At 49.1% G+C, this 26,064-nt stretch carries 27 protein-coding genes and 3 tRNA genes; 21 read left to right on the forward strand and 9 right to left on the reverse strand.

Annotation, left to right across the window (positions count from 1 at the left end):
* Positions 1-2: 2 nt before the first annotated feature.
* From OMP95_RS02850 to OMP95_RS02865, 4 genes are read left to right on the forward strand one after another with little or no spacing between them, the layout of a single operon-like run.
* On the forward strand, positions 3-407 hold the full coding sequence (locus OMP95_RS02850; RefSeq protein ID WP_266325743.1) for a hypothetical protein: 405 nt from the start codon (positions 3-5) through the stop codon (positions 405-407).
* Positions 404-853 (forward strand): DUF1353 domain-containing protein, encoded by a 450-nt coding sequence (locus OMP95_RS02855; protein ID WP_266325745.1) that lies wholly within the window; start codon positions 404-406, stop codon positions 851-853. The genes OMP95_RS02850 and OMP95_RS02855 overlap by 4 nt, the downstream gene beginning before the upstream one ends.
* On the forward strand, positions 850-972 hold the full coding sequence (locus tag OMP95_RS02860; protein ID WP_266325747.1) for a hypothetical protein: 123 nt from the start codon (positions 850-852) through the stop codon (positions 970-972). Before OMP95_RS02855 ends, OMP95_RS02860 begins: the two co-directional genes overlap by 4 nt.
* Positions 969-1,508 carry a glycoside hydrolase family 108 protein gene (locus tag OMP95_RS02865; RefSeq protein ID WP_266325749.1) on the forward strand — a complete coding sequence of 180 codons (540 nt, stop codon included), beginning with the start codon at positions 969-971 and terminating at the stop codon, positions 1,506-1,508. Before OMP95_RS02860 ends, OMP95_RS02865 begins: the two co-directional genes overlap by 4 nt.
* Before the next feature lie 344 nt (positions 1,509-1,852).
* On the opposite strand, the gene OMP95_RS02870 is transcribed toward OMP95_RS02865, so the two are convergent.
* From OMP95_RS02870 to rnr, 3 genes are all read right to left on the reverse strand, one after another.
* Positions 1,853-1,928 (reverse strand) — tRNA-Thr (locus OMP95_RS02870).
* A gap of 191 nt (positions 1,929-2,119) precedes the next feature.
* Positions 2,120-2,195: transfer RNA gene (locus OMP95_RS02875), tRNA-His, on the reverse strand.
* 161 nt (positions 2,196-2,356) lie between these two features.
* Positions 2,357-4,525 (reverse strand): ribonuclease R, encoded by a 2,169-nt coding sequence (gene rnr / locus OMP95_RS02880; RefSeq protein WP_266325751.1) that lies wholly within the window; start codon positions 4,523-4,525, stop codon positions 2,357-2,359.
* Between the two features lie 40 nt (positions 4,526-4,565).
* Here rnr and OMP95_RS02885 point away from each other — a divergent pair.
* A tRNA-Leu gene (locus OMP95_RS02885) sits at positions 4,566-4,652 on the forward strand.
* Between the two features lie 87 nt (positions 4,653-4,739).
* Here OMP95_RS02885 and OMP95_RS02890 read toward each other — a convergent pair.
* Complete coding sequence (locus OMP95_RS02890) at positions 4,740-5,045, reverse strand: DUF2845 domain-containing protein (RefSeq protein ID WP_266325754.1); 306 nt, start codon at positions 5,043-5,045, stop codon at positions 4,740-4,742.
* A gap of 217 nt (positions 5,046-5,262) precedes the next feature.
* Here OMP95_RS02890 and OMP95_RS02895 point away from each other — a divergent pair, with 217 nt between their 5' ends.
* The 3 genes from OMP95_RS02895 to coq7 all read left to right on the forward strand — a co-directional run bounded on the left by OMP95_RS02895 (position 5,263) and on the right by coq7 (position 8,100).
* Positions 5,263-6,210 (forward strand): chemotaxis protein, encoded by a 948-nt coding sequence (locus tag OMP95_RS02895; RefSeq protein ID WP_266325756.1) that lies wholly within the window; start codon positions 5,263-5,265, stop codon positions 6,208-6,210.
* A 154-nt stretch (positions 6,211-6,364) separates the two neighbouring features.
* The gene (locus OMP95_RS02900) at positions 6,365-7,423 is read left to right on the forward strand and encodes a GGDEF domain-containing protein (RefSeq protein WP_266325758.1); all 1,059 of its coding nucleotides are present in this window, start codon (positions 6,365-6,367) and stop codon (positions 7,421-7,423) included.
* Positions 7,424-7,449: 26 nt separating this feature from the next.
* Positions 7,450-8,100 carry a 2-polyprenyl-3-methyl-6-methoxy-1,4-benzoquinone monooxygenase gene (gene coq7, locus OMP95_RS02905; RefSeq protein ID WP_266325811.1) on the forward strand — a complete coding sequence of 217 codons (651 nt, stop codon included), beginning with the start codon at positions 7,450-7,452 and terminating at the stop codon, positions 8,098-8,100.
* A 16-nt stretch (positions 8,101-8,116) separates the two neighbouring features.
* Here the strand turns inward: coq7 and OMP95_RS02910 are convergent, their stop codons facing one another.
* Positions 8,117-8,425 (reverse strand): PilZ domain-containing protein, encoded by a 309-nt coding sequence (locus OMP95_RS02910; protein WP_266325760.1) that lies wholly within the window; start codon positions 8,423-8,425, stop codon positions 8,117-8,119.
* 80 nt (positions 8,426-8,505) lie between these two features.
* Between OMP95_RS02910 and OMP95_RS02915 the strand changes: the two genes are divergently transcribed.
* From OMP95_RS02915 to OMP95_RS02935, 5 genes are all read left to right on the forward strand, one after another.
* On the forward strand, positions 8,506-10,902 hold the full coding sequence (locus OMP95_RS02915; protein WP_266325762.1) for a Lon protease family protein: 2,397 nt from the start codon (positions 8,506-8,508) through the stop codon (positions 10,900-10,902).
* 79 nt (positions 10,903-10,981) lie between these two features.
* On the forward strand, positions 10,982-11,392 hold the full coding sequence (locus OMP95_RS02920; RefSeq protein WP_266325764.1) for a hypothetical protein: 411 nt from the start codon (positions 10,982-10,984) through the stop codon (positions 11,390-11,392).
* Positions 11,393-11,488: 96 nt separating this feature from the next.
* On the forward strand, positions 11,489-12,757 hold the full coding sequence (locus OMP95_RS02925; RefSeq protein ID WP_266325765.1) for a hypothetical protein: 1,269 nt from the start codon (positions 11,489-11,491) through the stop codon (positions 12,755-12,757).
* Between the two features lie 43 nt (positions 12,758-12,800).
* Complete coding sequence (locus OMP95_RS02930) at positions 12,801-13,436, forward strand: MBL fold metallo-hydrolase (protein ID WP_266325768.1); 636 nt, start codon at positions 12,801-12,803, stop codon at positions 13,434-13,436.
* Positions 13,437-13,446: 10 nt separating this feature from the next.
* On the forward strand, positions 13,447-14,076 hold the full coding sequence (locus OMP95_RS02935; protein WP_266325770.1) for a carbonic anhydrase: 630 nt from the start codon (positions 13,447-13,449) through the stop codon (positions 14,074-14,076).
* 50 nt (positions 14,077-14,126) lie between these two features.
* On the opposite strand, the gene OMP95_RS02940 is transcribed toward OMP95_RS02935, so the two are convergent.
* The gene (locus OMP95_RS02940; protein WP_266325772.1) at positions 14,127-14,687 is read right to left on the reverse strand and encodes an outer membrane protein assembly factor BamE; all 561 of its coding nucleotides are present in this window, start codon (positions 14,685-14,687) and stop codon (positions 14,127-14,129) included.
* A 71-nt stretch (positions 14,688-14,758) separates the two neighbouring features.
* Here OMP95_RS02940 and fur point away from each other — a divergent pair, with 71 nt between their 5' ends.
* Positions 14,759-15,181 carry a ferric iron uptake transcriptional regulator gene (fur, locus tag OMP95_RS02945; protein WP_416234627.1) on the forward strand — a complete coding sequence of 141 codons (423 nt, stop codon included), beginning with the start codon at positions 14,759-14,761 and terminating at the stop codon, positions 15,179-15,181.
* Between the two features lie 72 nt (positions 15,182-15,253).
* On the opposite strand, the gene recN is transcribed toward fur, so the two are convergent.
* Together recN and OMP95_RS02955 are read right to left on the reverse strand one after the other, a co-directional pair.
* On the reverse strand, positions 15,254-16,930 hold the full coding sequence (gene recN / locus OMP95_RS02950; protein WP_266325776.1) for a DNA repair protein RecN: 1,677 nt from the start codon (positions 16,928-16,930) through the stop codon (positions 15,254-15,256).
* Complete coding sequence (locus OMP95_RS02955; protein WP_266325778.1) at positions 16,924-17,799, reverse strand: NAD(+) kinase; 876 nt, start codon at positions 17,797-17,799, stop codon at positions 16,924-16,926. The genes recN and OMP95_RS02955 overlap by 7 nt, the downstream gene beginning before the upstream one ends.
* A 172-nt stretch (positions 17,800-17,971) precedes the next feature.
* Here OMP95_RS02955 and ndk point away from each other — a divergent pair, with 172 nt between their 5' ends.
* The 7 genes from ndk to pgi are packed head-to-tail and all read left to right on the forward strand — an operon-like array spanning position 17,972 to position 25,274.
* Positions 17,972-18,403, forward strand: a complete 432-nt coding sequence (ndk, locus tag OMP95_RS02960; protein ID WP_266325780.1) for a nucleoside-diphosphate kinase — start codon at positions 17,972-17,974, stop codon at positions 18,401-18,403.
* Positions 18,404-18,420: 17 nt separating this feature from the next.
* Positions 18,421-19,521, forward strand: a complete 1,101-nt coding sequence (gene rlmN / locus OMP95_RS02965; protein ID WP_266325782.1) for a 23S rRNA (adenine(2503)-C(2))-methyltransferase RlmN — start codon at positions 18,421-18,423, stop codon at positions 19,519-19,521.
* Positions 19,518-20,288, forward strand: a complete 771-nt coding sequence (pilW, locus tag OMP95_RS02970) for a type IV pilus biogenesis/stability protein PilW (protein WP_266325784.1) — start codon at positions 19,518-19,520, stop codon at positions 20,286-20,288. Before rlmN ends, pilW begins: the two co-directional genes overlap by 4 nt.
* A complete protein-coding gene (locus OMP95_RS02975; RefSeq protein ID WP_266325786.1) occupies positions 20,285-21,223 on the forward strand; it encodes a RodZ domain-containing protein in 939 nt (312 codons plus the stop codon). The genes pilW and OMP95_RS02975 overlap by 4 nt, the downstream gene beginning before the upstream one ends.
* The gene (ispG, locus tag OMP95_RS02980; RefSeq protein ID WP_323135103.1) at positions 21,223-22,347 is read left to right on the forward strand and encodes a flavodoxin-dependent (E)-4-hydroxy-3-methylbut-2-enyl-diphosphate synthase; all 1,125 of its coding nucleotides are present in this window, start codon (positions 21,223-21,225) and stop codon (positions 22,345-22,347) included. Before OMP95_RS02975 ends, ispG begins: the two co-directional genes overlap by 1 nt.
* 2 nt (positions 22,348-22,349) lie before the next feature.
* Complete coding sequence (gene hisS / locus OMP95_RS02985; RefSeq protein WP_266325789.1) at positions 22,350-23,606, forward strand: histidine--tRNA ligase; 1,257 nt, start codon at positions 22,350-22,352, stop codon at positions 23,604-23,606.
* A 30-nt stretch (positions 23,607-23,636) separates the two neighbouring features.
* Positions 23,637-25,274, forward strand: a complete 1,638-nt coding sequence (gene pgi / locus OMP95_RS02990; RefSeq protein ID WP_266325791.1) for a glucose-6-phosphate isomerase — start codon at positions 23,637-23,639, stop codon at positions 25,272-25,274.
* On the opposite strand, the gene ppk2 is transcribed toward pgi, so the two are convergent.
* Positions 25,263-26,054, reverse strand: a complete 792-nt coding sequence (gene ppk2 / locus OMP95_RS02995; protein ID WP_266325793.1) for a polyphosphate kinase 2 — start codon at positions 26,052-26,054, stop codon at positions 25,263-25,265. The two genes, pgi and ppk2, sit on opposite strands and share 12 nt — an antisense overlap.
* Positions 26,055-26,064: the final 10 nt, after the last annotated feature.

Here is a 26,064-nt window from a genome sequence, read left to right on the forward strand (position 1 = left end):
TTATGAAAGCACTATTGCTGATCGGCTTGATGCTACTGATGACCGCCTGCGCGGCCATTGATGCAACGACATCCAGCGCCCGCGTGCCGGTGCAGTTTGCATTGATGAAAACGATGCAGGAGAACCCAGAGATCACGCCCGATATCGTGATGCGCGAGACGGCGCACTTCAGACAGATCGTTAATGCCGATCCGGATGTTGATGTCAAAGCCTTGCTGGCTGATGCGGTGATCCGTTACGGCATCGATAACATCGCCCCCGAAAGCCAGCTGTATCTGCGGCTGCTGTTCTACAACATCGAGCAGGCCGTGACGCAGGTGCGCCCAGACTCGCCGCCCAGCGAACGGCAAGTCCGGCTGCTCACGCTGCTGGGCTGGATTGATCAGGCCGCGAGGCTGTATCGATGAATCATTACGTCTACGACCCGATGCAGTATCGGTCACCACAGCGGCTGTGGGATCCGGTAACGGGAGAGTTTGTAGACCGGTGGATAACGACCAGCGACTTTGATATTCAGCTCCCCGACGGCCGGCAGATCCACATTCCTATCGGGTTTATCTATGACAAAGCCAGCGTGCCCCGGCTCGTGTGGTGGTATATCCCGCGCGATGATCGGCACATCAATATCGCCGCGCTGGTGCATGACTATCTCTATGAGATCCAGCAGATTGAAAACGACTGGATAGTCCGCAAAGAAGCTGACCAGCATTTCCACGGCATCATCAAGCAATCCGGCATGCGCCCCACAAAAGCCTATGCCGCCTATGCAGGCGTTCGTGCCGGTGGCTGGCGGTTCTACAACAAGCGCGCCCGGCGTTTGGGTAACCCGTTTTATGGAGCGGCACTGACATGACAACAGCTTTTGATTTCTGGCTACTGGTCGCCGCCATCGCCGGTGGTGGCGTCTCCCTGCTCGCAGCCCTGATTCTGCGAGGCAGGTATAAACGGCGCGACAGGGGTGACCGGCAATGATCCGTGTCGACCGCATTATTGATGACGTGCTGGCGACCGAAGGCGGCTATGTGCATGACCGGCATGACTCCGGCGGCGAAACGAACTACGGCATCACCATCGAGGTGGCAAGAGAAAACGGCTATCACGGCCCGATGATCGATATGCCAGTGTCATTCGCCAGACAGATCTACACAAAGCGCTACATCAACGATCCCAACTTTCACCTGGTGCTTGATTACAGCGAGCCTATCGCTGCCGAACTGATAGACACCGGCATCAACATGGGCCCGCATCGTGCGTCAGAGTTCCTGCAGCGCTGGCTCAACGGGTTCAATCTCGGTGAGCATCAGGATCTGTTCGTTGATGGCCGTGTCGGCAGGATCACAATCAATGCGCTTGCCGCCTATCTGCACAAACGTGGGCAAGAAGGGGAGCGGGTTTTGCTCACCGCACTGAATTGCACCCAGGGAGACCGATACCTGGCACTCACCGAAGCCAGAAAGAAAGACCGCAAGTTTCTTTATGGCTGGATCCGAAACAGGGTTTCACTGTAAGCCGTCAATAAGGTGGGTTTTGTAGCTCACATTTTGAAAGATCACCCTCACACGCCAGCCGCTTTCCTGCTCGTGGGGTGTAGTCTTTATGTGTGCATCTCTTCGTGCCAACCGCATGTTTAATCATCACGGAGAGTTCACTGCTCTTTTTCAGTCCTGCCCGATAGTATCTGCACCGTTCCATTACAGCCTCCAGATGGCCATGTAAATAGAGTGTCCTACATACTCTATTTTACTCCCGGCGCATCCCCGGATAAATGGATTAATTCAATTTTATTTTAGGGAGTATTTTAGGGAGGCAATAAAAAAGGGCTTAGCAATTCACGCTAAACCCTTGATATCATTGGAGCCGGTGATAGGACTTGAACCTACGACCCGCTGATTACAAATCAGCTGCTCTACCAACTGAGCTACACCGGCAATGAAGAAGCGCATTATACGGATGCCGGAATGACCATGCAAGCGAAATGGGCCACGATGCAGACCGTGTCAGCCAAGTCTTTGTTTCATTTAGTGCAAACTTGAATTTTGGCTATCAGCCCAGCTTTTGTACAACGGCTAATTTGCGAATACGTATTTTATAATGGTTAGTTTCGGATATCGCAAAGAGGTGGGGTGAGTGATGGGGCTCGAACCCACGACAACCGGAATCACAATCCGGGACTCTACCAACTGAGCTACACTCACCATTAATTGCTGCAAGATAACGGGGTTGATAACCCCGTGCTTGGGAAAGAAAGTAATTCTACTGCCTTTATTTTTCTGGTCAAGGAAAATCTGTGTTTTTTAGGGTTTGTGGGTATCTCGTATTTACCACTGCGGGGACTGTTTTTGTACGCCAGCAAACCCTATACCAGTTCCAGGTCGATTTTTTTCTCGTCGAGATCTACTCTGACCACTTTTACCGTGAGCGTGTCGCCGAGCCGATACACTTTACGGGTGCGTTCGCCGGTAAGGCGGTGACCGGTGGGATCAAACTGGTAATAATCGTTTTTCAGCGATGTGACGTGTACCAGACCTTCAATATAGATATCACTGAGTTCAACAAACAGGCCGAAACCAGTGACGCCACTGATAACACCTGCATGGGTTTCACCAACCCGATCGCGCATATATTCACACTTGAGCCAGTCACTGACATCACGGGTGGCTTCATCAGCACGGCGGCTGGTCATCGAGCAGTGTTCACCCAATTGGACCATATCTTCGTGGGAATAACGCCATTTCTTTCCGCTTTTGCCGGCGATGATATGACGGATGGCACGATGCACCAGCAAATCAGGGTAACGACGGATCGGCGAAGTAAAGTGCGCATACGCCTCCAGCGCCAGACCAAAGTGTCCGATATTGTCTGGGCTGTACATAGCTTGTTTCATACTGCGCAACATGACTATTTGTATAAGATGTCCGTCAGGACGTTTACTGGCTGTGGTCAGCAGGGATGCATAGTGACGCGGCTCGGGTTCATCACCGCCGCCCAGAAATAAACCCAGCTCACCAAGAAAATCACGCAGGCCGGATAATTTCTCCGCGGACGGCAGTTCATGTACCCGGTAGAGAACGGGAAGTTTATTTTCCAACAGGAAGCAGGCGGCGCTGACATTCGCCGCAATCATGAATTCTTCGATCAGACGGTGAGCGTCGTTACGTTCACGTGGTTCAATGGATTTGATCTTGCGGTTTTCATCAAACAGAAACTGGGTTTCAGTCATTTCGAAATCGATGGCGCCACGTTCATCACGTGCTTTGAGCATGGTCTGGTACAGCTCAAACATGGTTTCCAGCGCAGGCAGAACGTGTGAATATTCATCACTGAGCGTCTTGTTTTTGTCGACCAGAATGGCGGCAACCTTGTCGTAGGTCAGTCTGGCTTTGGAGTGCATCACAGCTTCATGGAAGCGGTACGACTCTGTTTTACCATCGGTGTTGATTTCCATTTCACAGACCATGCACAGTCTGTCCACGGTCGGATTCAGCGAGCAAAGCCCGTTGGACAAGGCTTCCGGCAGCATCGGAATGACCTGACTTGGAAAGTAAACGGAAGTGCCGCGTTCCTGCGCATCTACATCCAACGGACTTTGCGGCTCTACATAATGAGAAACATCGGCGATAGCGACCCATAAGCGCCAGTTGCCAGAATCGAGTTTTTCGGCATAAACCGCGTCATCAAAGTCACGCGCATCCTCGCCATCAATAGTGACCAGCGGCATATCACGCAGGTCGAGGCGGCTTTCAATCGCTGATTCGGGAATGTTGGATCCATAACCGTCAGCTTGCTTGACGGCCTCAACCGACCAGACGTGGGGGAGTTCGAAATCGCGCAAGGCAATATCGATTTCCATACCCGGAGCCATATGATCGCCGAGTACGTTGACCACTTTACCCAGCGGCGAACGATGACGGTTGGGTTGTTCGGTGATTTCAATTTCGACAATCTGATTGGCTTTTGCATTAAGCAGATCGGGAGGCGAAATCATGACATCCTGGCTGATGCGGCGGTTGTTCGGGATCAGATAAAAGATACCCGCATCTTCGACTAAGCGTCCGACAATGCGCTGATTACCGCGTTTAACAACCTCAACGATGGCGCCTTCCTTGCGTCCACGGCGGTCTTGGCCGGTGACTCTGGCCAGGGCACGGTCACCATGCAGCACCACGCGCATTTCACGTTCGCTGAGAAACAGGTCTTCGCCGCCTTCGTCGGGAATCAGAAAACCGAATCCATCGGGATGGCCCATGACCCGGCCGGTAATCAGATTCATCTTGGAAATCATGCCATAGGCATTCTTACGATTGCGCAAAAGTTGACCATCACGCTCCATCGCGCGCAGTCTGCGACGCAATGCTTCGTTTTCTTCTTCACCTTTGATGCCGAGAAGTTTGGCGATGCTCTTGCGCGTCAGCGGCACATTATTTTGCTTTAGTAGTTCGAGGATGAACTCACGGCTGGGGATGGGGTTGTCATATTTTTCGGCTTCTCGATCCTGATAAGGATCATTTTTCTTGTTATTTGTCATTGACAGTTTTTATCTCAGTCTGTATCTTTGCGCATCTCTTGCCCAGGTGGCGGAATTGGTAGACGCGCTAGCTTCAGGTGCTAGTGTACTTATGTACGTGGGAGTTCGAGTCTCCCCCTGGGCACCATTTCCGAAAACAGCAACATTCGTTGCAGCATTCACTCAAAAATAACCATTGTAAGCTATTTAATCAGTTGCGACTTGATTATCTGCGTTAGTAGCGACGTTCCTTGTTGATTTCCACGACACGACCATTTTCAATGGTTATGAAAACATACAAGCCCCGGTGAATGTAAGACCAGGTTTCAACTTGTTTGCCGGAAGAAAATCGATCCAGGCTGATGCCTGAGGAATGAATATCTCTGTAATCGGGTTCTCCAGCCAGTTCCAGCAGTTCCAGCACACTCATACCTTCCTGTATCAATCGTCCGTTATTGAGGCGTATGCTATCGGCATATAGCGGTGCTGACAGCGTTAGCAACGCAACGGTAACCAAAAGACTGGCAACTTGTGTTTTCATGCTGAAATATCCCCGCCTATTTCGCGGTTAACTGTTAACAGTGACAACAATGGCGGTAAATGGTTTCGCCGGTCTGATGCTTTGCAGGTTGTTTCGGTATATAGTTTGCCGGACGGTGGAGCCGCCAGCGCCCTTTAGCACTTTAGCAATAGCCATATTGTCCGCTAACTGTTCTAAGATAGTTGCTGCACAACCGAATTTGACTGAGAGAACCAACATGGCCACATTTATAGACTCCATTGATGAACGCACACAGCTGGCAGGTACCAACCACCTGGAAGTGCTGTTGTTTAGTCTGGGCACCAATGATGATACCGGCAGAAATGAATTGTTTGGCATCAATGTTTTCAAAGTCAGGGAAGTTCTGAATATCCCTGAAATCACCACCGCCCCCGAAATGCCGGATGGTATTGAAGGTTTTGTCAGTTTGCGCGGTGATATGGTGCCCATTATCAATCTACAGAAATTTTGCAAGCTCAGATCCAAAGATGATCCTCGTATTCTGATGATCACCGAATACAACACCCATGTGCAGGGCTTTCTGGTGAGTTCGGTAGATACCATTCAACGATTGAACTGGGAGCAGGTTAAAGAGCCGCCGCAATTGATATCCAAACGGCTGGGCGGGCTGGTCACCGCTGTGGCCGAACTCAACGATAAACGATTGGTCATGATCATGGATGTGGAAAAAGTGCTGGCTGATGCGGGTGAGTTTTATGATGAAACTGTATTTGACGGTATCCGGAAAATCGGCGAAGAACAGTGCTACCGCTTGTTGTTTGCTGACGACTCCAATATTGCCCGTAAACAGATCACGAAAACTTTGGATGTAATGGGGGTGGAACATATCGGTGCTATCAATGGCGCTGAGGCCTGGCAATTATTGAGCAAACTGGCTTCGCAGTGTGAACAGGAAGGGCGTGATATTACCAGCGAGATACAGGCTGTGCTGACCGATGTCGAAATGCCGGAAATGGATGGCTATGTATTGACCCAGAAAATCAAGGCTGACCCGCGATTGGCTCATTTACCGGTGATTATGCACTCTTCGCTAACGGCACAGGCTAATCAGGCAATGGGACGGGGTGTGGGAGCCGATGCCTATGTCTCCAAGTTTCACCCCAGAGAGCTCGCCGATATCCTCGAACATTTTCTGCAAAAATAAGACACAAGGCTTTTGACCTTAGAAATCAATGCTTAATAGTTGATTTTGCTTAGAAAGGCCGATATTGTGTATGAGATTTATGTGAACTTGTTCACATTTTTATCTGCTGGACAGGAGCAAAGCAGCAGACTTTTGCAAGACAGGATGAATTGGGATGATTCAAAACAGCATCAGGATCGTGGACAATCTGGCTGAAATTACCAGTCACCATGATCGGCACGTGCTTGAAAAAAGCCTGTTGAAAACATTAAACGAACTGTTTCCAGCACAGGATTTGCGATTGTTTCGTGTGCGTGAATACGCAGATAATCATGAGGTGACCTTGCTGGCCTTTTGTGTCAACAGTGTCATCGTGTCATCAGATGACACACCCCGATTGTTACCGAATGAGTCAGAAATCTCTGGCGCGATTTCCCGATCCATTGAAAAAGGCGATGTTGAAGTCGCTGCCGACAGCACAGGCGGCTGGAATGTGGTTTGTCCGGCTTTTGACTCCCACGGGGATATTTTTGCGGTATTGCTGATTGCAACTGATTTAGTTCCTTCTGCCAGTGACCAACGGCTGGTGTACGGAATACTCAGGGTCTATTCAAATTATCTGGCACTGATTGAGAAAACCCAGAAAGACAAGCTGACCGGGCTCTACAATCGCGAAACACTGGATAATGAAATCACCAAAATTCTGGTTCGGCAGAGTGATTATTTTTCTGAAGCGATTTCCTCTCCCAATGATTCCAGAAGACGCTCTTATGCCATTAAATACTGGTTGGGTTTGATTGATATCGATCACTTCAAAGCGATTAATGACGGTTACGGTCATTTGTACGGAGACGAAGTCATTATTCTGGTGGCCAGACTGATGACATCCGGGTGTATCCGTGATGATGATCTTGTATATCGCTATGGTGGCGAAGAGTTTGTTGTGCTGTTGAAGTCACCCACAGAAGAAGATGCGATGCTGACCTTTGAGCGCATTCGTCAACTGGTGGCCGAGCATAGCTTTCCCCAACTGAAGCAGGTCACCATAAGTATCGGGTTTGTTGAAGTTGGCGGACAACAGTCGTCTTCCGATGTCATTGGTGAAGCGGACGAAGCCTTATATTATGCCAAACATCATGGACGTAATCAGGTGCAAAGCCACCGCCAATTAGTGGATGACGGCAAAATTGAGCATATATCCCAACTGACACATGGTGATGTAGAATTGTTTTAGTATTAGATTTTGCAAGCAGGAAAACCATCGTGGCACTGAGAAACTTCAGCCTTTTTGACAATATCATTATCGAGTTCGATAAGGCCTTAACTACCGTGTTGGGTACGCCCGATATCACGGATCGTCCGGTTCCGGGACATGATCTGCATGAACAAGAGTCCCTCACTGAAGTTGAACGTAAGCAATCTGCCGGGTTGATGCGGGTCAACCATGCCGGTGAAGTGTCTGCGCAGGCGCTTTATCAGGGCCAGGCGCTGACCGCAAGGTTACCCGGTGTCAGAACAGCTATGGAACAGGCTGCGCAAGAAGAAAATGATCATTTGGTCTGGTGTCAGCGGCGGCTGGAAGAACTGTCATCCCACACCAGTGTTCTCAACCCCCTATGGTACGCAGGCTCATTTGCAATCGGTGCGCTGGCGGGAAAAGTCGGGGATAAATGGAGTCTGGGTTTTGTTGCCGAGACGGAAAACCAGGTGGTGAAGCATCTGACCCAGCACCTGCAAATCCTCAGCGAAAATGATCTGAAAAGCCGAGCTATACTGGAACAGATGAAAATTGATGAACAACACCACGGTACAGTGGCGCTGGAAGCAGGCGGGGCCATTTTACCGCAAGCTGTCATCACAATAATGGGAAAGGTTTCAAAAGTGATGACCAGAACCAGTTACTGGGTTTAATCAATCCTGTCTTGACTCATTCGGTCTGCTTGAGTGCGACTGAAATCTGATAGCGATCCGGACGTAATTCATCCTGCTCTACTCGCAGAACAGTGCCGATTGCCACAAACGGTGGAAACCGTTCACTTTCCGTGTTCATGATGACTTGCAGTTCATTACCTTCTGCCGGCGCATAATCAGAACTCATTAACAGCCCTGTTGCACTTAAATCATGGCTGATACCATGGTGAGTGATGCCATTTTCTCCTTTGATGCTGTAAGTAACTTGTGTTTCAATCTGCATTCTGACAAATGAACGTTTTTCTTCGTAATCATGTGATGTCATCACATACTCCGTGTGTTGCTTATTGCCTATATCTTGCCGCTGACCTAAGCTTAAAGTAAATCATTCAGTCAGGGAACACCATGCAACGACGCTTCGAACTGCAGGCCAAAGATCTATACCAGCACTGTGTACCGGAAAACTGGCGTTTCTCCACTACCGCCGACCTGGATACATTACCCACCATCATCGGGCAGGAGCGGGCACTGGATGCGATCAACTTTGGCGTCAATATCGATGCCGAGGGCTATAACCTGTTTGTGATGGGGCCTGCTGGTGTGGGTAAATACACCATGATCAATCGTTTCCTCGAAGATCATGTCAAGCATCTGCCTAAAGCTAAAGACTGGGCCTATCTACATAATTTTGAGGATCCCCAGAAACCTGCCGCAGTTTGCATGCCAGCAGGACAGGGCCATCAGCTACGCCATGATATTGAAGCGATTATTGCGCATCTGGAAGAAGATTTGCCCCAGGCCTTCGATGATGAGTACTACCGGGGACGCATGCGATCGCTGGAGGAGGCCGCACGTAAACATCGCGTCAGACTGTTCGGCACCTTACAAAGTGAAGCTGACCGTAAAGGTGTGGTGTTGTTACGCATGCAGGACGGCAGTTACGCCTTTGCTGCACAGCGTAACGGCAAGGCGATGACTTCGGAAGAATTTGAGCAGATGCCTGCTCAGCAACAGGAACAAACAGAAGAAGCGATTGCTGATTTACACGAAGAGTTACAGCATACCTTGCTGGAATTACGTGAATGGGAACGGGACAATCTGAAAAAATTACAGGCGCTTAATGATGAAGTCGCTTTGGAAATTATCAGCAAACAAATCAACAAGCTCAAACATGCCTATCCACAGTCACCGCAGTTACAACGCTATTTTGACGCGATGCTGAAAGATATTCGTAACAATGTAGATGCCTTTGTGAAACAAGATGTCAGCAGTGAAGAGGCGGGCAGTGAAGACAGTCTGTTAAAACGTTATCAGATCAATCTGGTGGTAGATAATGCAGCTACCCATGGCGCACCGATTATCTACGAGAATCTGCCTAATCATCAGACGCTGCTGGGCTGCGTTGAAAACATGGCGATGATGGGGGCTCTGGTCACTGATTTCAGTCTGATTAAAGCAGGGGCAGTGCATCGGGCGAATGGCGGTTTTCTGATTATCGATGCCGAACAATTGTTGATGCAGCCTTTTGCCTGGGAAGGCCTCAAGCGTGCCCTCCAATCGAAAGAAGTGCGTTTTGACACGCTGGAGCGAATTTACAGTCTGGTAGCAACAGTCTCACTGGAGCCGGAACCGATTCCACTGGATTTAAAAATTGTTTTGCTCGGTGACCGTCGCCTGTATTACCTGTTATATGAGCTTGATCCTGAATTTGCCGGCTTATTCAAAATCGTCGCGGATTTCGAAGAGCATATGCCAAGAAGCGCAGATAACGATCTGTTGTTTGCAAGAATGATGGCCAGCACGATTGAGTCGGAAAAATTACTGCATATGGATCGTGAGGCGGTTGCCCGGGTGATCGAACATAGCGCCCGTTCAATAGAGGATGGCTACAAATTTTCCCTGCATCTGGGAGATATGACTGATCTGCTCAGGGAAGCCTGTTTTCTGGCGCGGCAAACCGACGCTGACCAGATTAACCGTCAGCATGTGCAAACCGCACTGAACTTGCGCGAACAACGTCTGGACAGGTTACGCAGCCAGATTTACAACCAGATCGAGCGGGCGATTATAGATATTGACGTTGCTGGCCACCACATCGGTCAGGTCAATGCGTTATCGGTAATGGATATCGGTGGGTTCAGCTTTGCCCAGCCGTCAAGAGTGACTGCCAGTGCCCGTTTCGGTGATGACAACATCATCGATATTGAGCGTGAAGTCGACCTGGGCGGGGATATTCATGCTAAAGGTGTACTGATCCTCAGTGGCTATCTGGGCATGACTTATGCCGCGGATAGATCGTTGTCAATGTCAGCCAGCATCGTGTTTGAACAGAATTATGGTGAGGTCGACGGTGACAGTGCCACCGTGGCAGAACTTTGTGCCTTGTTGTCGTCGATTGCGCGCTTGCCGCTGAAGCAATCTCTGGCTATTACCGGCTCGATGAACCAGCATGGGCAAGTCCAGGCTATCGGCGGTGTTAATGAAAAAATTGAAGGTTTTTTCGATGTCTGCAAAATCAAAGGGCTGAACGGTAAACAAGGGGTGATTATTCCGGCCTCGAATGTGCAGCATCTGATGCTCAGGGAGGATGTCATTGCGGCGGTAGAGCAGGGACAGTTTCATATTCATGCCATCAGTCATGTTAGTGACGCACTGGAACTGTTATCCGGGCTTCAGGCCGGAAAAACCATGGATGATGGCGATTTTTCCGCAGACAGTTTCAATCAGGCCGTAGTCATGCGTTTGCATAAATGGGCTGATATGCACAAACACGAGCACGATAAAGACAGCGCGGGTGATTAAACGCCATACGTTGCAATTAAGTTGGCGACACGTAAAATCTGACCGATAGCCTGGTTATATTCCGAATGAGGAGATAATCATGATAAAGCGTTTTTTTGCTATTTCAGTCGTGATGCTGATTTTTGCAACGCCACTTTATGCGTTGACCTTGCCGCCGGTTCCGACGGAGCCGATCTATTATGAACCGCCGATAGCAGAGGTTGAACAGCAACAGCGTGAACTGGACTGTTATCAGCTCGATATGGCTATTAACCAGCTGCATCCTTACCGGTACAGCTACAAACCTTCTTTCTATCAGGATGGCAGCAATCAATTGGCTACGGCTTTGATTGTTTTTGACAGTATTCCGGTGGTAGAGGGTTGGCTGGGGTTGGGCTATCTAGGCTATTCGGCGCTGGTGAGTGAAAAAGAAGACCGTCGCATGCTGCAAGTTGAGCAGCAGATCGCTGCTTTGCAGCGGGTTAAGGCTGAAAAACACTGCTATGAATAGGTCCTCATGTAGATCAAGTCCTCGACTAATTTCTTGTCGTTATAGTGGCAACTAAGGTACTATCGGACTACTTAACTGCCCAAAGAGGTACGAAAAATGAGTAGCACACTAGACTTTAAAACCAAGTGGTACGAAGCGAATCTCAAAACAGCTCGTGAAAGCCGCAACAAGTGGTACCGGGCGAATGAGAATCCTGTTAAAGCCAGCGGTGCCCGCTGGTATAACGCAAATAAATTACCAGCAAAAATCAGTGAAACGCCTTGGTACAAAGCCAATATGGTGGAACATCTGAATACCAAACGTAAATGGTATGCCGCTAATCTACAACAAGCCGTACAGTCTGTGCGTGCTACCCGTAAGTGGTATGAAGCAAACAAAACCCTTTCCGAAGTTGAACAACGCTGGATGCAATTCAGTGATGATTTATATAGCGATACTGAAAAAGCCTGGATCCGCGCTAATCTGGAACAGGCCCGTGAAAAACGGGTTAAGTGGTACGAGTCCAATCTCGATAACACTCGCACGGAAAAGCACTGGTACGAATTCAGCGACGAGAAATATTCCGAAACGGAAAAGAAATGGTATGAGGCTAATCTGCAAAAAGCACGTGCCAGCCATAAAAAATGGTACGAAGCCAATGTTCATCCCGACCCACACGCTGAGTTGAAGAAACGTTGGTATGCTTCCAATCTGAGCCTGGTTCGTACACAACAGATCAAAAATCAATGGTTTGAGCATAATGTGCAGATTGCCCGTGAAGGGCAATCCAAGTGGTATGAGGCGAATCAACGTCCGGCCAAAGTCCTTGAAACACCTTGGTACAAGGCCAATATGGTGGAACATCTGAATACCAAGAAAAAATGGTATGAAGCAAACCTGAGAACGGCAGTTGAGTCAGTTCGTGCGAATCGCAGCAAGTGGTATGAATCCAACCTCGACAACACACCGACGGAGAAGCACTGGTACGAATTCAGTGATGAAAAATACAGTCAGACTACCAGACAGTGGTTTGAAGCGAATTTGGCTCAGGTGCGTGAAAAACGTAGCAAATGGTATGAAGCCAACCTTGACAATACGCCGACTGATAAACACTGGTATGAAATCAGTGATGAACGCTATTCTGATACCAAGAAAAAATGGTATGAGGCTAACCTGCAAGCTGCGCGCGTCAACCGGAAGAAATGGTATGAAGCCAATATGCATCCGGATCCGCATGCCGATCTGAAAAAGAAATGGTATGAATCGAACCTCAGTCTGGCACGGACTCAGAAGATCAAGAGCCAGTGGTTTGAGCAAAATACCATTAAAGCGCGTGAGTCTCGCAAGAAGTGGGATCAGTCTGACGAAACGACTGAAACAGTTTAGTTTGACCTGAGCGCCAACAGGAGTGTTCTAAAGCATTACAGATATGGACATTCAGTGTTTTACTGTTGGCGCTTTTCAGGTCAATACCTATCTTTTGCGTGACGAAACCAGCGGCCATGCAGCGATTGTCGATACCGGCGAGAGTGATACGCTGATCAATCAGCTGTTAGCACTGGATCCTCGGCCTGATATCAAAATGATATTGCTCACTCACGGGCATCTTGATCACGCTGGCGCATTGGTCAAATTGCAGCAGGTTTATGATGTTGATACGTACCTGCCGCGACTGGAAAAATCGTTATTCGACACGTTGCCTCAGCAGGGAGACTGGTTTGGTGCGCCGCAGATGAATCGCCCATGTGGCCGTATCGATCACTGGCTGGATGACGGCGATACCATTCAATTGGGCGAGACCACACTGCATTTTATTTCCACCCCAGGCCATACGCCCGGACAGGGCTGCTATTACGACGATAATGATATTTTTGTTGGCGATACACTGTTTGCAGGCAGTGTCGGACGGACAGACCTGCCGATGGGCGACCCGGAGCTGATGCAACACAGTCTTCATAAGCTGATGACTTTGCCGGGACATTTGCGTGTGCACAGTGGCCATGGTCCGGTGACAACACTGGAGCAAGAAAAACTTACCAATCCTTTTTTAACTTTTCTCAGATAAAACGATAATCATGGCTACGACGGATAAATTATTAGACGGATTCAAACGCTTTAAACAAACTTACTTTGGAGATGACAGTCGGTTATATGCCAGTATGAAAAACGGGCAACCAGCAAAGACTTTAATGGTCGCCTGTTGTGATTCACGGGTTGATCCGGCGATTCTGACTGATTGTGATCCTGGTGATTTGTTCACGGTCAGAAATGTTGCTAATCTGGTGCCGCCTTGTGAGGATGATAACCACTATCACGGCACCAGTTCAGCGTTAGAGTTCGCGGTCAAGGGGCTGGAAGTGGAGAACATCATTGTGATGGGGCACGCCAATTGCGGGGGAATCAGGGCGTTGTGGGAAGGTGATGGCCAGGCGCAGTCTCAGTTTATTCACCGTTGGGTGTCGATAGCACAACCCGCCAAAGAATGGGTAAAAGCCAACTATCAGCAAAGCAGTGATGCTGCACAGCTCAAAGCCTGTGAGCAGCGTGCAGTGCTGGTGTCCCTCGATAACCTGCTTAGTTTCAAATGTATTCGTGAACGGGTAGAGCAGGGCAGCCTGAGTTTACACGGGTGGTATTTTGATTTGGCTGCGGGAGAGTTGCTTTGTTATAACCCGGTATCAGGGCAATTTGAGCAACCGGCCTGAGGAATGGATAAGAGCAAGAACAGCGACCCGCCGGTCGGGTCGCCTGTCAGTTATTGTTCCGTTGTTGCTGCTTCAGGTGCGTTACCTGTTTCAGTTATTGCATTATCTTCAGCAGGTTGATCGTTGTTTTCATCACTGTCTTCGATGATTTCCTCATCATCACCGCCCAGCCCAATAAGATTAAGCATGCCTGAGAAAAGACCGGTTTTCTTTTCGTTCAGCGGCACAACAACGTTACTATCCTGGCGGGTTTCCACTGCCATATCTTCACGGGCAACGACACGGGTATTACCTTCGAGGTGACTGAGCTTCTCTTCATCGTCAAAATAGAGGGTGATTCTGCGCTGTTCGCGGTCGCCGTTACCTGGCTGGAAGCTGTAGATATAATCCCAACGATTGGGATGAAATGTATCGACAATCAAAGGCGAACCCATCACAAAAGCCACTTGATTTTTACTCATGCCCGGTTCAAGTTTATTAATCATTTCCTGAGTAACGTCATTACCTTGTTGAATGTCGATACGGTAAACGCCGGGGATTTTATCGGTGCTGCAAGCGGACAAAGATAATATAACTGCTAAGGAAAGGCTGTAAACGACGAGTCTTTTCATTTAGTATTTATTTCTGTGTTGATTACCAGACTGCGATGATACTCTATTCGCAGCGTTTCTACGAGGCAACAATAATAATGGAAAGACAAGATCTAAGAAAAGCCGGACTCAAGGTTACCCTGCCCAGATTGAAGGTGCTGGAAATCATGGAAACATCAGAACTGCGCCATATGAGCGCGGAAGATGTTTACAAGGCCCTGCTGGAAATGGGCGAGGAAATCGGGTTGGCAACTGTCTACCGAGTGCTGACACAGTTTGAAGGTGCCGGACTGGTTTCGCGCCTGAGTATTGAGGGCGGTCATGCTGTTTTTGAATTACAGGACGGTACTCATCATGACCACCTGCTTTGCGTGCGCTGCAATCGCATTGAAGAGTTTATCGATGAAGTGATTGAACAGCGCCAGCGTGCGATTGCCAAAGAAAAGGGTTTTGAGATGACCGATCACAGCCTTTATATCTACGGTATCTGTAAATCCTGTCAGCAAGAACAGTAATAATACCCATGATACCTGGAAATGCACGTATCAGAGCCCATGTGTCACGGGTATAACTGATTCAGAGCCTGTTTACAGGCTCTGAGCCTGAACCAACATTTCTTCCGCGTGGGAGCGGGTTTTCTGGGTCAGGTTAACGCCGCCCAGCATCCGTGCGATCTCTTCCACTCGTTGTATCTGGTCCAGTTTTTCGACTTCAATGTGTGTACTGTCATGCAGATGTTTTTTATTCACCTGTAATTGGTGATGTGCCTGTGCGGCCACTTGTGGCAAGTGAGTAATGCAGATGACCTGCTGGCTGCTGGCCAGTTTTCTCAAATGCTGACCGACAATTTCAGCGACACTGCCACCGATACCGACGTCCACTTCATCAAAAATCAGGGTGGGGACGCTGCGTTTGCCGGCTGTTACGACCTGAATAGCAAGACTAATCCTGGCCAATTCACCACCGGAAGCGACTTTAGCAAGTTCTCCGGCGGGTTGTCCCGGATTGGTGGCAACCTGAAGCTGGATCTGATCTGCCCCGGTTTCTGACATTTTATCGCCTGCCAGCGGAACAACGTTGATTTCAATCCGGCCTGCCGGTATCGCCAGTTGTTGAATGGATTCGGTGATTTGCTGCGCCAGCGGGGCGGCGGCTTGCTGTCTTTTTTCCCGAATTTGTTGGCACAGCTGGCGGCAAATAGCTTCCTTGTCTGCGACAGATTGTTGTAGCTGATCCTGCTGGGCCTCCATACCTGACAGATCTGCCAGTTCTTCGCTCAGTTGCAGATAATGGGCGGGTAAGGTTTCAATTTCGACATGATGTTTACGGGCCAGGTCGTGCAGTAATGACAGTTGATTTTCAATATCATGCAGGCGGGCCGGATCCAGCTCGATATGATCCAGATAATGGCGTAGTTCGCCGGCGGTTTCATCCAGGTTGATAACGGCGGCATTCAGGGTTTCTACCGCGGTAGCGAAATGGGGTTCGATATCCTGCAGCTTTTCCAGTTCGCTGAGGGTGGCGCTGATTATGTCATAGGCCGCCGCCTGTTCGTCATCAAAAATACGATGTAGCCCTGCTTCGGCAGCACTAATCAACTGTGCGGCATTGGCAAGCTGGGATTGTTCCTTTAACAATGAATTCACGCTGTCTTTGGTCAGATCCAATGCTTCCAGTTCGTTGACCTGATATTGCAGTAATTCCTGCCGTGCGGTCTGTTCTTCAGACTTTTGCTGTAATGTGGCCAGTTGCTGCTGTAATTGCTGCCAGGTGCGATAAGCCTGTTTTAATTCATCCAGCAGCGGTTTGGTCTGCGCCACAATATCAAGCAGTTCGCGTTGTGTCTGAGGGCGTACCAGTGATTGATGAGCATGCTGTCCGTGAATATCAATACATCGTTCACTGACTTCACGCAACAGACTCAGCGGCACATTTCGACCATTGATATAGCCTTTGGAGCGGCCATCGCGATTGATGGTGCGGCGCAGATGGCATTGACCGTCGTCATCCAGTTCTTGTGCTATCAGCCATTGTTGCAGTACCTCATTCTGTTCGGTACTGAAACCGGCTTCGATTTCAGCCCGGTCTGCACCATGACGAATCATATTTGAATCGGCACGATCTCCCAGCACCAGACTTAAGGCATCGACCAGCATTGATTTACCCGCACCTGTTTCCCCGGTCAGGGAAGTCATGCCGGCGTCAAACATTAATGCCAGATCCTCAACTACAGCGAGGTTTCTCACACTCAGGCTTGTCAGCATGTCAATTTTCTACCCCATTCAAGTTTAGCGCGCAGAATTGAATAATGATCATGATCTTCCAGATGCAACAGTCTGATCTGACTCTGGTGTCGTTCGATACGGATGGTATCGCCGGGCTGCAGCAGATGCCCCGGTCGGCCATCGCAGGTAACCATGCCAGTGACATTATTGCTTTCACTCAGTGTGATTTCGATTTTGTTACTGGCGGCTACGACCAAAGGTCTGTTACTGAGTGTGTGCGGACACACAGAAGCAAGTACGACAGCATCCAGATCGACATCAAGAATCGGACCACCGGCTGACATGGCATAAGCCGTAGAACCGGTCGGGGTGGCGACAACCAGGCCGTCAGCACGCTGGCTGTTGAGGAACTTGCCGTTGATATGGGTTTCAAATTCAATCATGTGCAGGCCCTGATGGGCATGAATCACGACATCGTTCATGGCAATACCGCACGGTGCTTCGGCACCGTTGATACTGGCCTGCAGCAGAAAACGACAGTCATCCCGATAATGCCCGCACAGAATAGCGCTAAGCTGGTGTGTAAGATTATTGAGCGTGACGTCAGCCAGGAAACCCAGTCGACCGACATTAATGCCCACAATAGGCATATTGGTGCCCGCCAGTGCGCGCGAGGCGGAAAGCAAAGTACCATCGCCGCCGATAGCAATAGTCAGATCGCAATGTTGGGGGAACTCACTTATTGAAATGACTTCCAGTTCCGGTAAAAAAGCCAGCGGCTCATTGCTGAATACAGTCAGGGAACGTTCGGTAAGAAACTCATTGACCTGTACTACGGCATTTTCCATGACCGGATCGTCTTTACGGATAAAAAGGCCGATACGTGAAAATGTCGAATTGATAGTCAAAATGCGCTTCCGTCGTTGGTTATAAATGGTCATCTGATAGTAATGCTTTTGCCATAAAATCCAAAGGAAAATTACTTTCCTGTTGATTTCTGTAACAACATTGATAACAGCAGACGCATAAATGGTAGAATAATTGGATTTTACTGATCTAAACTTTAAATAGAGGAACAAAATGGCGATCGAACGTACACTTTCTATCATCAAACCTGACGCAGTTGCAAAAAATGTCATCGGCGAGATTTACACCCGCTTTGAGAAAGCTGGTTTGCAGATTGTTGCTGCGCACATGATGCACCTGACCCAGGAGCAGGCAGAAGGTTTCTATGCAGAACACAAAGAGCGTCCTTTCTTCAAAGATTTGGTCAGCTTTATGACATCCGGGCCGGTCATGGTTCAGGTGCTGGAAGGTGAAAATGCCGTTTTGACTCATCGCGATCTGATGGGTGCCACCAATCCTGCTGACGCGGCGGCTGGCACCATCCGTGCTGATTTCGCTCAAAGCATTGATGAAAACGCTGTTCACGGCTCTGACTCTGTTGAAAGTGCAGCGCGTGAAGTGGCTTATTTCTTTGCGGACGATCAGCTGTGTGCGCGTACCCGCTAATCAAGCAGTAAACTGATATGACACAAAGCACGAATCTACTGGGATTAGACCTGAAAGGTCTGGAAGCGTTTTTCGTCGAACTGGGCGAAAAACCTTTCCGTGCGCGTCAGCTTTTGCAGTGGATCCACAAATATCGTGTTACTGATTTTGCCGAGATGACTAATCTCAGCAAAAATCTGCGTGAAAAACTGCAACAAGTATCAGAAATACGTCTGCCCGAGGTGCTGCATGAATATATCTCTGTCGACGGTACCCGCAAATGGATTATCAAGCTGGCCTGCGGCAATGCCATCGAAACCGTCTTTATTCCCGAAGACGGCAGAGGCACATTATGCGTTTCATCCCAGGTTGGTTGTGCGCTGACCTGTACTTTCTGTTCGACAGGACAACAGGGCTTTAACCGTAATCTGGATGCGGCTGAAATCATCGCTCAGCTCTGGATTGCCAATGAGGCGCTGGGTAAAGATCCCAAAGGTAACCGGGTAGTCACCAATGTGGTGATGATGGGCATGGGCGAACCGCTGGCTAACTACAATAATGTAGTGACCGCGATGAACCTGATGCGTGATGATTTCGGTTATGGTATTTCATGGCGCCGGCTGACGCTCAGCACTTCCGGCATGGTGCCAATGATTGATAAGCTGCGTGAGGATTGTCACGTCAGTCTGGCTATTTCACTGCATGCTGCCAATGATGAATTACGTAGCCAGATCATTCCGCTGAACCTGAAGTACCCTATCGCCGAGTTGCTGGCTGCTTGCAAACGTTATGTCACCGGTCAGCAACGCCGGCACATTACAGTCGAATATGTGATGCTGGATGGTATTAACGACTCCCTGCAGGATGCCAGGGATCTGGCGCGTATTTTGAAAGATTTACCCACCAAGATTAACCTGATTCCGTTTAACCCTTTTCCGGGAACGGACTATAAATGTTCGTCCAGAAACCAAATAGTTCGCTTTCAGAAATATCTGATGGATCAGGGGCTGGTCGCGACCGTGCGTAAAACGCGCGGGGATGATATCGTTGCAGCATGTGGACAGCTGGCCGGTGAAGTGCAGGATAAAACTCGCCGCGGTCAGCGTCTGACTCAGCAGGAGGTCGTAATTTACCGATGATCAAAGGCTTACGGAAATGGGGTATTTTGCTGACATTGTCAGCGTTGGTTGCCTGTAACAGCACAGGCGGTACCAGGCCTGAATACATCGCACCTGATCCGGAAGCGGCCGAAATCAATATGCGTTTGGGGCTGAACTATCTGCAGCGTGGCGACTTTGCTATCGCGATGGAAAAACTGCAAAAAGCCCTGAAGCAAAATCCGAACCTGCCCAGCGCGCATAATACTATTGCTTTGCTGTATCAGCGTTTGGGAGAAGATGACAAGGCGGAAGCCCATTTTCTGGAAGCGGTTGAACGCGCACCGGATTATTCGGAAGCACAGAACAATTTTGGCGTATTCCTGTGTCAGAAAGGCCGTTATTTGGATGCCGAAACCCGTTTTCTCAAAGCGGTAGAGAATTCACTCTATGAAAGCCGTGCGCAGGCACTGGAAAATGCGGGCTTGTGTGTCAGTCGCATTCCAGATCTTGAAAAGGCTGAAGGTTATTACCGCAAGGCCCTGCAAATTGAACCCCGGCTTGCGAAGTCTTTGATTCAGATGGCTCATCTAAGTTACAAGCAGCAAAACTATTTGCAGGCGCGTGCTTACATTCAGCGCTATCAACAAGCAGCCAACTGGACACCACAGGCTTTGCTGCTGGCGATTAAAACAGAAAGCAAACTTGGCGACCAGGATGCAGTTTCCAGTTACACCCTCATTATGCGTTCGCGCTTTCCGGACTCTGATGAGATGCAGATGGTAAACCAGGGATTAATTGATTCATGACTGAGCGATTTGACGATGATATGGTTGTTGCGCCGTCATCTCCAGGTGTCGGTGAACGACTACAGGAAGCGCGGCAAGCTAAAAAATATACTGTGGCTGAAGTTGCAGCGCAGCTGCGACTGACCAAAGATATTGTTATCTACCTGGAAACCCAGCAATGGGATAAACTTCATGGTCGCACTTATGCTCGCGGCTACTTAGCCAGTTATGTAAAGTTTCTTGGCTTGCCATTTGATGAAATGCTGGCGGTCTTTAATCTGGAATACACCGAAACGGAACCGGCCTTGAATCTGATGTCTCATGGTCGCACAGAAGGTGAAAAACACTTTCCCTGGCTGGCAGCCGGGTTGGTAGCTGTTATCCTACTGGTGATCTGGCTCGCTTTCCAACAATGGCAGAAAACACAACTGCTTGAGCAGGACGCACCTACAGAGATGGAGCAGAGCGCCCCGGAAGTAGAAGATGCTTTCAGTAGCAGTGTGGTCAAACCCATCAATAATTCACCTGCAATCAATAGCGTAGCCTTGATCGAAGACGCGGCTGCGGATAGGGTTACCCCGGAACCTGCGGATGTTCCTGTCAGCAATCAAGATGATCTGGAGGAGATTCTTGCTACGGAAATCATGAGCCCTGCCGCTGGACCGGAACCAGTGGTTCAGACTGAAACTGCAACATCAGAAGTCATTGAGCAATCGACGTTACAACTCAGCTTTACAGATGAATGCTGGGTAGAAGTCAGCAATACCCAGTCAAAAGTGCTGGTCAGTAAGATTATGCGGGCGGATGAGTCACTGGAACTTAACAGTAAATTGCCGTTAAACATTCTGCTGGGACGCGCTTCCGCTGTTACGGTTACTTTTAACGATAAATCTGTCGACTTGTCTCCTTATGTTCAGGGTGATGTGGCGCGGTTAACCCTGGGGGTTGAGTCCTGATGGAGTCAACAACGTTCATTAAACGCAGAAAATCTCGTCAGCTGATGGTGGGCAATGTACCGGTAGGGGGCGATGCTCCTGTGGCAGTACAGAGCATGACCAATACTGAAACTACCGATGTGGCTGCGACAGTGGCACAGATCAACGCCTTGCAAAAAGTCGGTGCCGATATTGTGCGCGTGTCAGTTCCGAGCATGGATGCGGCCGAAGCTTTTGGTCAGATCCGCAAACAAGTTTCTATTCCGCTGGTGGCGGATATCCATTTTGACTATAAAATTGCCTTGCGGGTAGCCGAACTGGGCGTGGACTGCCTGCGCATCAATCCGGGTAATATCGGCCGTGAGGACCGCGTACGGGCGGTTGTCGACAGTGCTCGTGATCATGGCATTCCGATTCGTATCGGTGTTAATGCCGGTTCGCTGGAAAAAGAACTGCAGAAAAAATATGGCGAACCCACACCGGATGCCCTGGTTGAGTCAGCATTGCGACATATTGATATTCTGGATCGTTTGAATTACCCCGAGTTCAAGGTCAGTCTGAAAGCATCCGATGTGTTTATGACCGTACTGGCTTATCGTAAACTCGCCGATCAGATCGAACAGCCTTTGCACCTGGGGATCACCGAAGCGGGTGGCTTGCGTTCCGGAGCCGTTAAATCCTCAATTGGTCTGGGCATGCTGCTGGCGGAAGGTATTGGCGATACTATACGTGTTTCTCTGGCTGCAGATCCGATAGAAGAAATCAAAGTCGGTTTTGATATTCTGAAAAGCCTGCGGATTCGTAGTAAAGGCATCAATTTGATTGCCTGTCCATCCTGTTCCAGACAGCAATTCGATGTGATTTCCACTGTTAACGCACTGGAAGCGAGGCTGGAAGATATTACCGAACCTATGGATGTAGCCGTTATTGGCTGTGTGGTCAATGGACCAGGTGAAGCTAAAGAAGCGGCCATCGGTCTGACAGGTGGCACACCTAACCTGCTTTATGTTGATGGTAAACCCAATCATAAAGTCGAAAATGAAGCGCTGGTCGATGAACTCGAACGTGAAATACGTAAACGTATCGCTTTGCGCCAACAACAATCAGATACAGATAAAGTCATTCCGATAAAGGACATCAGTTAATCGTGGCAGAGATTATCCGTTCTGTTCGGGGTATGAATGATATTCTCCCCGAAAAGACCCCCTATTGGCAGGCAGTTGAGCAAACCTTAAAAACCGTACTCAGCGGTTATGGTTATCAGGAAATCCGTTTTCCTATTGTAGAAAAAACTGAACTTTTCAGTCGCTCTATCGGTGAGGTGACCGATATTGTTGAAAAAGAAATGTACAGCTTCACTGACCGCAATGGCGACAGCTTGACTTTGCGTCCGGAAGGGACTGCCGGTTGTGTCCGTGCCGCCATGGAAAACGGTCTGCTCAACCAGACCCAGCGCCTGTGGTATATGGGGCCGATGTTTCGCCACGAGCGTCCGCAGAAAGGGCGCTATCGTCAGTTTCATCAAATTGGTGTTGAAGCTTATGGTTTCAATGGCCCTGATATTGATGCCGAAATGATCCTGATGACGGCCAGGTTGTGGAAAGCGCTGGGCTTGACCGGTGTTAGCTTACAGTTGAACTCATTGGGTTCCACCGAGGCCAGACTGGCTTACCGCCAAGAACTGGTGGCTTATTTTGAGGCTCATAAAGCACAGATTGACGAAGACAGCCAGCGCCGGCTTTACAGTAATCCATTACGTATTCTGGATAGTAAGAACCCGGATATGCAGACACTGAACGACGCGGCGCCGAAACTGATTGATCACCTTGATGATGAATCACGTGAACATTTTGAACAGCTGTGCCGGACCCTGGATAAAGTAGGTATTAGCTATGAAGTCAATCCCCGGTTGGTTCGCGGTCTGGATTATTATGGCAAAACCGTGTTTGAGTGGGTTACTGATCAGCTTGGTGCGCAGGGCACGGTATGTGCCGGTGGCCGCTATGACGGGCTGGTAGCACAGCTGGGTGGTAAAGGTGCGACAGCGATTGGTTTTGCTATTGGTCTGGAACGCCTTATTGCACTGCTGGAAGCGACAGATGCATTGCCTGAGCCTGAACAGAATGATGTTTATCTGGTTGCCGTCGGCGAAGCCGCTGCCGCTGAAGCGGCATTACTGGCGGAGTCGTTGCGAGATGAGTTGCCGGCATTGAAGTTGATTAGCCACTGTGGTGGTGGTAGTTTTAAGAGCCAATTTAAACGCGCTGACCGGAGTGGTGCACGTTGGACGCTGATTCTGGGTGAGGATGAAGTGGCGAACAAGACCATTGGTGTCAAAACCATGGCAACAGGCGAGCAGGAAACCATCAGCTGGAATGAGTTGGCTTCCTACCTGAATAAATAATTAAGTAACACATAAGAATAATATAGAAATATGACACCTTTGAATATACCTGAATGGCAGTCTCTGACCAGACACTACTCAGATCTGAAATATCTTTCCATGCGCGAGCAATTTGCGCTGGACTCGAACCGCTTTGAACGCTTCTCGCTCAAAAGCGGAGATCTGTTGCTTGATTACTCTAAAAACAGAATTACCCAGGAAACAGTCGATAAACTGATCCAGCTGGCAGAGGCGGTTGAGCTGCAGGACTGGATTGAACGCATGTTCAAAGGCGACACCATTAACCACACGGAAGGCCGCGCCGTGTTGCATACGGCGCTACGTAACCGCAGCAATACACCGGTGATGGTTGATGGTAAAGACGTGATGCCGATGGTGAATGCCGTTTTGGAGAAAATGAAACAATTTTCCGATCAGGTACACAACGGTGGCTGGTTAGGCTTCAGCGGTAAAAAAATTACGGACATAGTCAATATCGGCATCGGTGGCTCTGATTTGGGGCCGGCGATGATTTGTGATGCATTGGAACCTTATGCAATCGAAGGCATGGATGTGCATTTTGTTTCCAATGTCGATGGCACCGATCTGAGCACCACGCTGGAAAAACTCAATCCTGAAACCACTTTGTTCGTGGTGGCTTCAAAAACCTTCACCACTCAGGAAACTATCACTAATGCTCATTCAGCACGTGCCTGGTTTCTCAAATTTACCACCCAGGCTGATGTAGCCAAGCACTTTGTGGCTGTCTCTACTAATGCTGAAGAAGTAGCCAGGTTTGGTATCGACACGGCAAATATGTTCGAAATCTGGGATTGGGTCGGAGGTCGATATTCATTATGGAGTGCTATTGGTCTGCCGATCGCGCTGTATGTGGGAATGGATAATTTTGTGCGTTTGCTTGAAGGCGGGCACCAAATGGATCAGCATTTCCGTAATCAGCCTTTGGCCGAGAATATTCCGGTTATTATGGGCATGCTCGGTATCTGGTATATCAATTTCTTCAATTCCCAGACGCACGCCATTGTGCCTTACGATCATTCTCTGGCGCGTTTCCCCAGCCATATGCAACAGCTGGATATGGAAAGCAACGGTAAATTCATCAATCGTGAAGGTGCAAGAATCAATTACAAGACCGGACCAGTTATCTGGGGCACACCAGGTACTAACGGGCAACATGCGTACTTCCAACTGATTCACCAGGGTACGCAGCTGATCCCTGTGGATTTTGTATTACCGGTCAACAGCCACTATCCGGAGTGTGATCATCAGTCTATCCTGCTTGCTAACGGCCTTGCCCAGGCAGAAGCCTTGATGAAAGGTAAAACCGCCGAAGAAGTCAGAGCAGAGCTGGTTAAAGAAGGTTACGAAGGTAAGGCGCTGGAAGCGCTATTGCCGCACAAGGTATTTCCCGGTAATCGTCCAAGTAATGTTCTGTTATTCCCGAAGCTGACACCGGAAATGCTGGGACAGCTGGTAGCCTTGTATGAACACAAAGTATTTGTACAAGGTGTGGTGTGGAATATTAATTCCTTTGATCAATGGGGGGTGGAGTTGGGCAAACAGCTTGCAAAAGCGATTCTGCCCGATTTACAGGATGGGGCGGAAATTTCGGCTCATGACAGCTCAACGACCAGTCTGATTAAACTGATCAGAGATTTACGACACTGATTCCTGATCGTCCGCCCGGCGGCTGAATGTCGGGTAGGGCGGTGCATACACCAGTTTCCCGTCCAGCGTTACCGACAGTTTCTTATCCTTTTCAGGGTAAGGTAAGTCGTGCAGGAAATGGCGCATGCAATTAATTCTGGCCGCGCGTTTGTCATCAGATTTGATGATGATCCAGGGAGAGTGGGGCGTGTGAGTGAGTTGAAACATGTTATCCCGTGCTTTGCTGTATTCGTCCCATTTTTCCTGGGCAGCAATATCTATCGGACTCAGTTTCCAGTGTTTAAGGGGATTCTTGCGTCTGGCCTCAAAACGGGAAAACTGTTCCTTGCGGCTGACCTCAAACCAGTATTTGAAAAGTCGAATACCATCATTAACCAGCAGGCGTTCCAGTTCCGGAGCTTGTTGTAAGAACAGTTGATATTTTTCATCACTGGTAAATCCCATTACTTTTTCGACACCGGCGCGGTTATACCAGGAGCGATCGAATAATACGATTTCGCCGGCCCCTGGCAAATGTTGCAGATAACGCTGGAAATACCATTGGCTTTGTTCGGTATCGCTGGGTTTTTCTAATGCAACCACACGTGCACCCCTCGGGTTGAGGTGTTCCATAAAACGCTTGATGGTGCCACCCTTACCTGAAGCATCTCTGCCTTCAAACAACACAACGATTCTCTGGCCGGTTGCCCTGGCCCAGAGCTGCACTTTGAGAAGCTCTATCTGCAACAGTTTTTTCTGCTGCTGGTAGTAGCTGAGGGAAATGCACTTTTGTTTGGCCATAACAGTGTTA

Origin of the sequence: Methylophaga sp. OBS4, assembly GCF_026319305.1 — a bacterium.
GTDB lineage: Bacteria > Pseudomonadota > Gammaproteobacteria > Nitrosococcales > Methylophagaceae > Methylophaga.

What these genes read in the sequence shown, in the direction of transcription:
- OMP95_RS02850 (WP_266325743.1), top strand. Translation starts at nt 3, where the DNA reads ATGAAAGCACTATTGCTGATCGGCTTGATGCTACTGATGACCGCCTGC.
- OMP95_RS02855 (WP_266325745.1), top strand. Translation starts at nt 404, where the DNA reads ATGAATCATTACGTCTACGACCCGATGCAGTATCGGTCACCACAGCGG.
- OMP95_RS02860 (WP_266325747.1), top strand. Translation starts at nt 850, where the DNA reads ATGACAACAGCTTTTGATTTCTGGCTACTGGTCGCCGCCATCGCCGGT.
- OMP95_RS02865 (WP_266325749.1), top strand. Translation starts at nt 969, where the DNA reads ATGATCCGTGTCGACCGCATTATTGATGACGTGCTGGCGACCGAAGGC.
- rnr (WP_266325751.1), bottom strand. Translation starts at nt 4,525, where the DNA reads ATGACAAATAACAAGAAAAATGATCCTTATCAGGATCGAGAAGCCGAA.
- OMP95_RS02890 (WP_266325754.1), bottom strand. Translation starts at nt 5,045, where the DNA reads ATGAAAACACAAGTTGCCAGTCTTTTGGTTACCGTTGCGTTGCTAACG.
- OMP95_RS02895 (WP_266325756.1), top strand. Translation starts at nt 5,263, where the DNA reads ATGGCCACATTTATAGACTCCATTGATGAACGCACACAGCTGGCAGGT.
- OMP95_RS02900 (WP_266325758.1), top strand. Translation starts at nt 6,365, where the DNA reads ATGATTCAAAACAGCATCAGGATCGTGGACAATCTGGCTGAAATTACC.
- OMP95_RS02910 (WP_266325760.1), bottom strand. Translation starts at nt 8,425, where the DNA reads ATGACATCACATGATTACGAAGAAAAACGTTCATTTGTCAGAATGCAG.
- OMP95_RS02915 (WP_266325762.1), top strand. Translation starts at nt 8,506, where the DNA reads ATGCAACGACGCTTCGAACTGCAGGCCAAAGATCTATACCAGCACTGT.
- OMP95_RS02920 (WP_266325764.1), top strand. Translation starts at nt 10,982, where the DNA reads ATGATAAAGCGTTTTTTTGCTATTTCAGTCGTGATGCTGATTTTTGCA.
- OMP95_RS02925 (WP_266325765.1), top strand. Translation starts at nt 11,489, where the DNA reads ATGAGTAGCACACTAGACTTTAAAACCAAGTGGTACGAAGCGAATCTC.
- OMP95_RS02930 (WP_266325768.1), top strand. Translation starts at nt 12,801, where the DNA reads ATGGACATTCAGTGTTTTACTGTTGGCGCTTTTCAGGTCAATACCTAT.
- OMP95_RS02935 (WP_266325770.1), top strand. Translation starts at nt 13,447, where the DNA reads ATGGCTACGACGGATAAATTATTAGACGGATTCAAACGCTTTAAACAA.
- OMP95_RS02940 (WP_266325772.1), bottom strand. Translation starts at nt 14,687, where the DNA reads ATGAAAAGACTCGTCGTTTACAGCCTTTCCTTAGCAGTTATATTATCT.
- recN (WP_266325776.1), bottom strand. Translation starts at nt 16,930, where the DNA reads ATGCTGACAAGCCTGAGTGTGAGAAACCTCGCTGTAGTTGAGGATCTG.
- ndk (WP_266325780.1), top strand. Translation starts at nt 17,972, where the DNA reads ATGGCGATCGAACGTACACTTTCTATCATCAAACCTGACGCAGTTGCA.
- rlmN (WP_266325782.1), top strand. Translation starts at nt 18,421, where the DNA reads ATGACACAAAGCACGAATCTACTGGGATTAGACCTGAAAGGTCTGGAA.
- pilW (WP_266325784.1), top strand. Translation starts at nt 19,518, where the DNA reads ATGATCAAAGGCTTACGGAAATGGGGTATTTTGCTGACATTGTCAGCG.
- OMP95_RS02975 (WP_266325786.1), top strand. Translation starts at nt 20,285, where the DNA reads ATGACTGAGCGATTTGACGATGATATGGTTGTTGCGCCGTCATCTCCA.
- ispG (WP_323135103.1), top strand. Translation starts at nt 21,223, where the DNA reads ATGGAGTCAACAACGTTCATTAAACGCAGAAAATCTCGTCAGCTGATG.
- pgi (WP_266325791.1), top strand. Translation starts at nt 23,637, where the DNA reads ATGACACCTTTGAATATACCTGAATGGCAGTCTCTGACCAGACACTAC.
- ppk2 (WP_266325793.1), bottom strand. Translation starts at nt 26,054, where the DNA reads ATGGCCAAACAAAAGTGCATTTCCCTCAGCTACTACCAGCAGCAGAAA.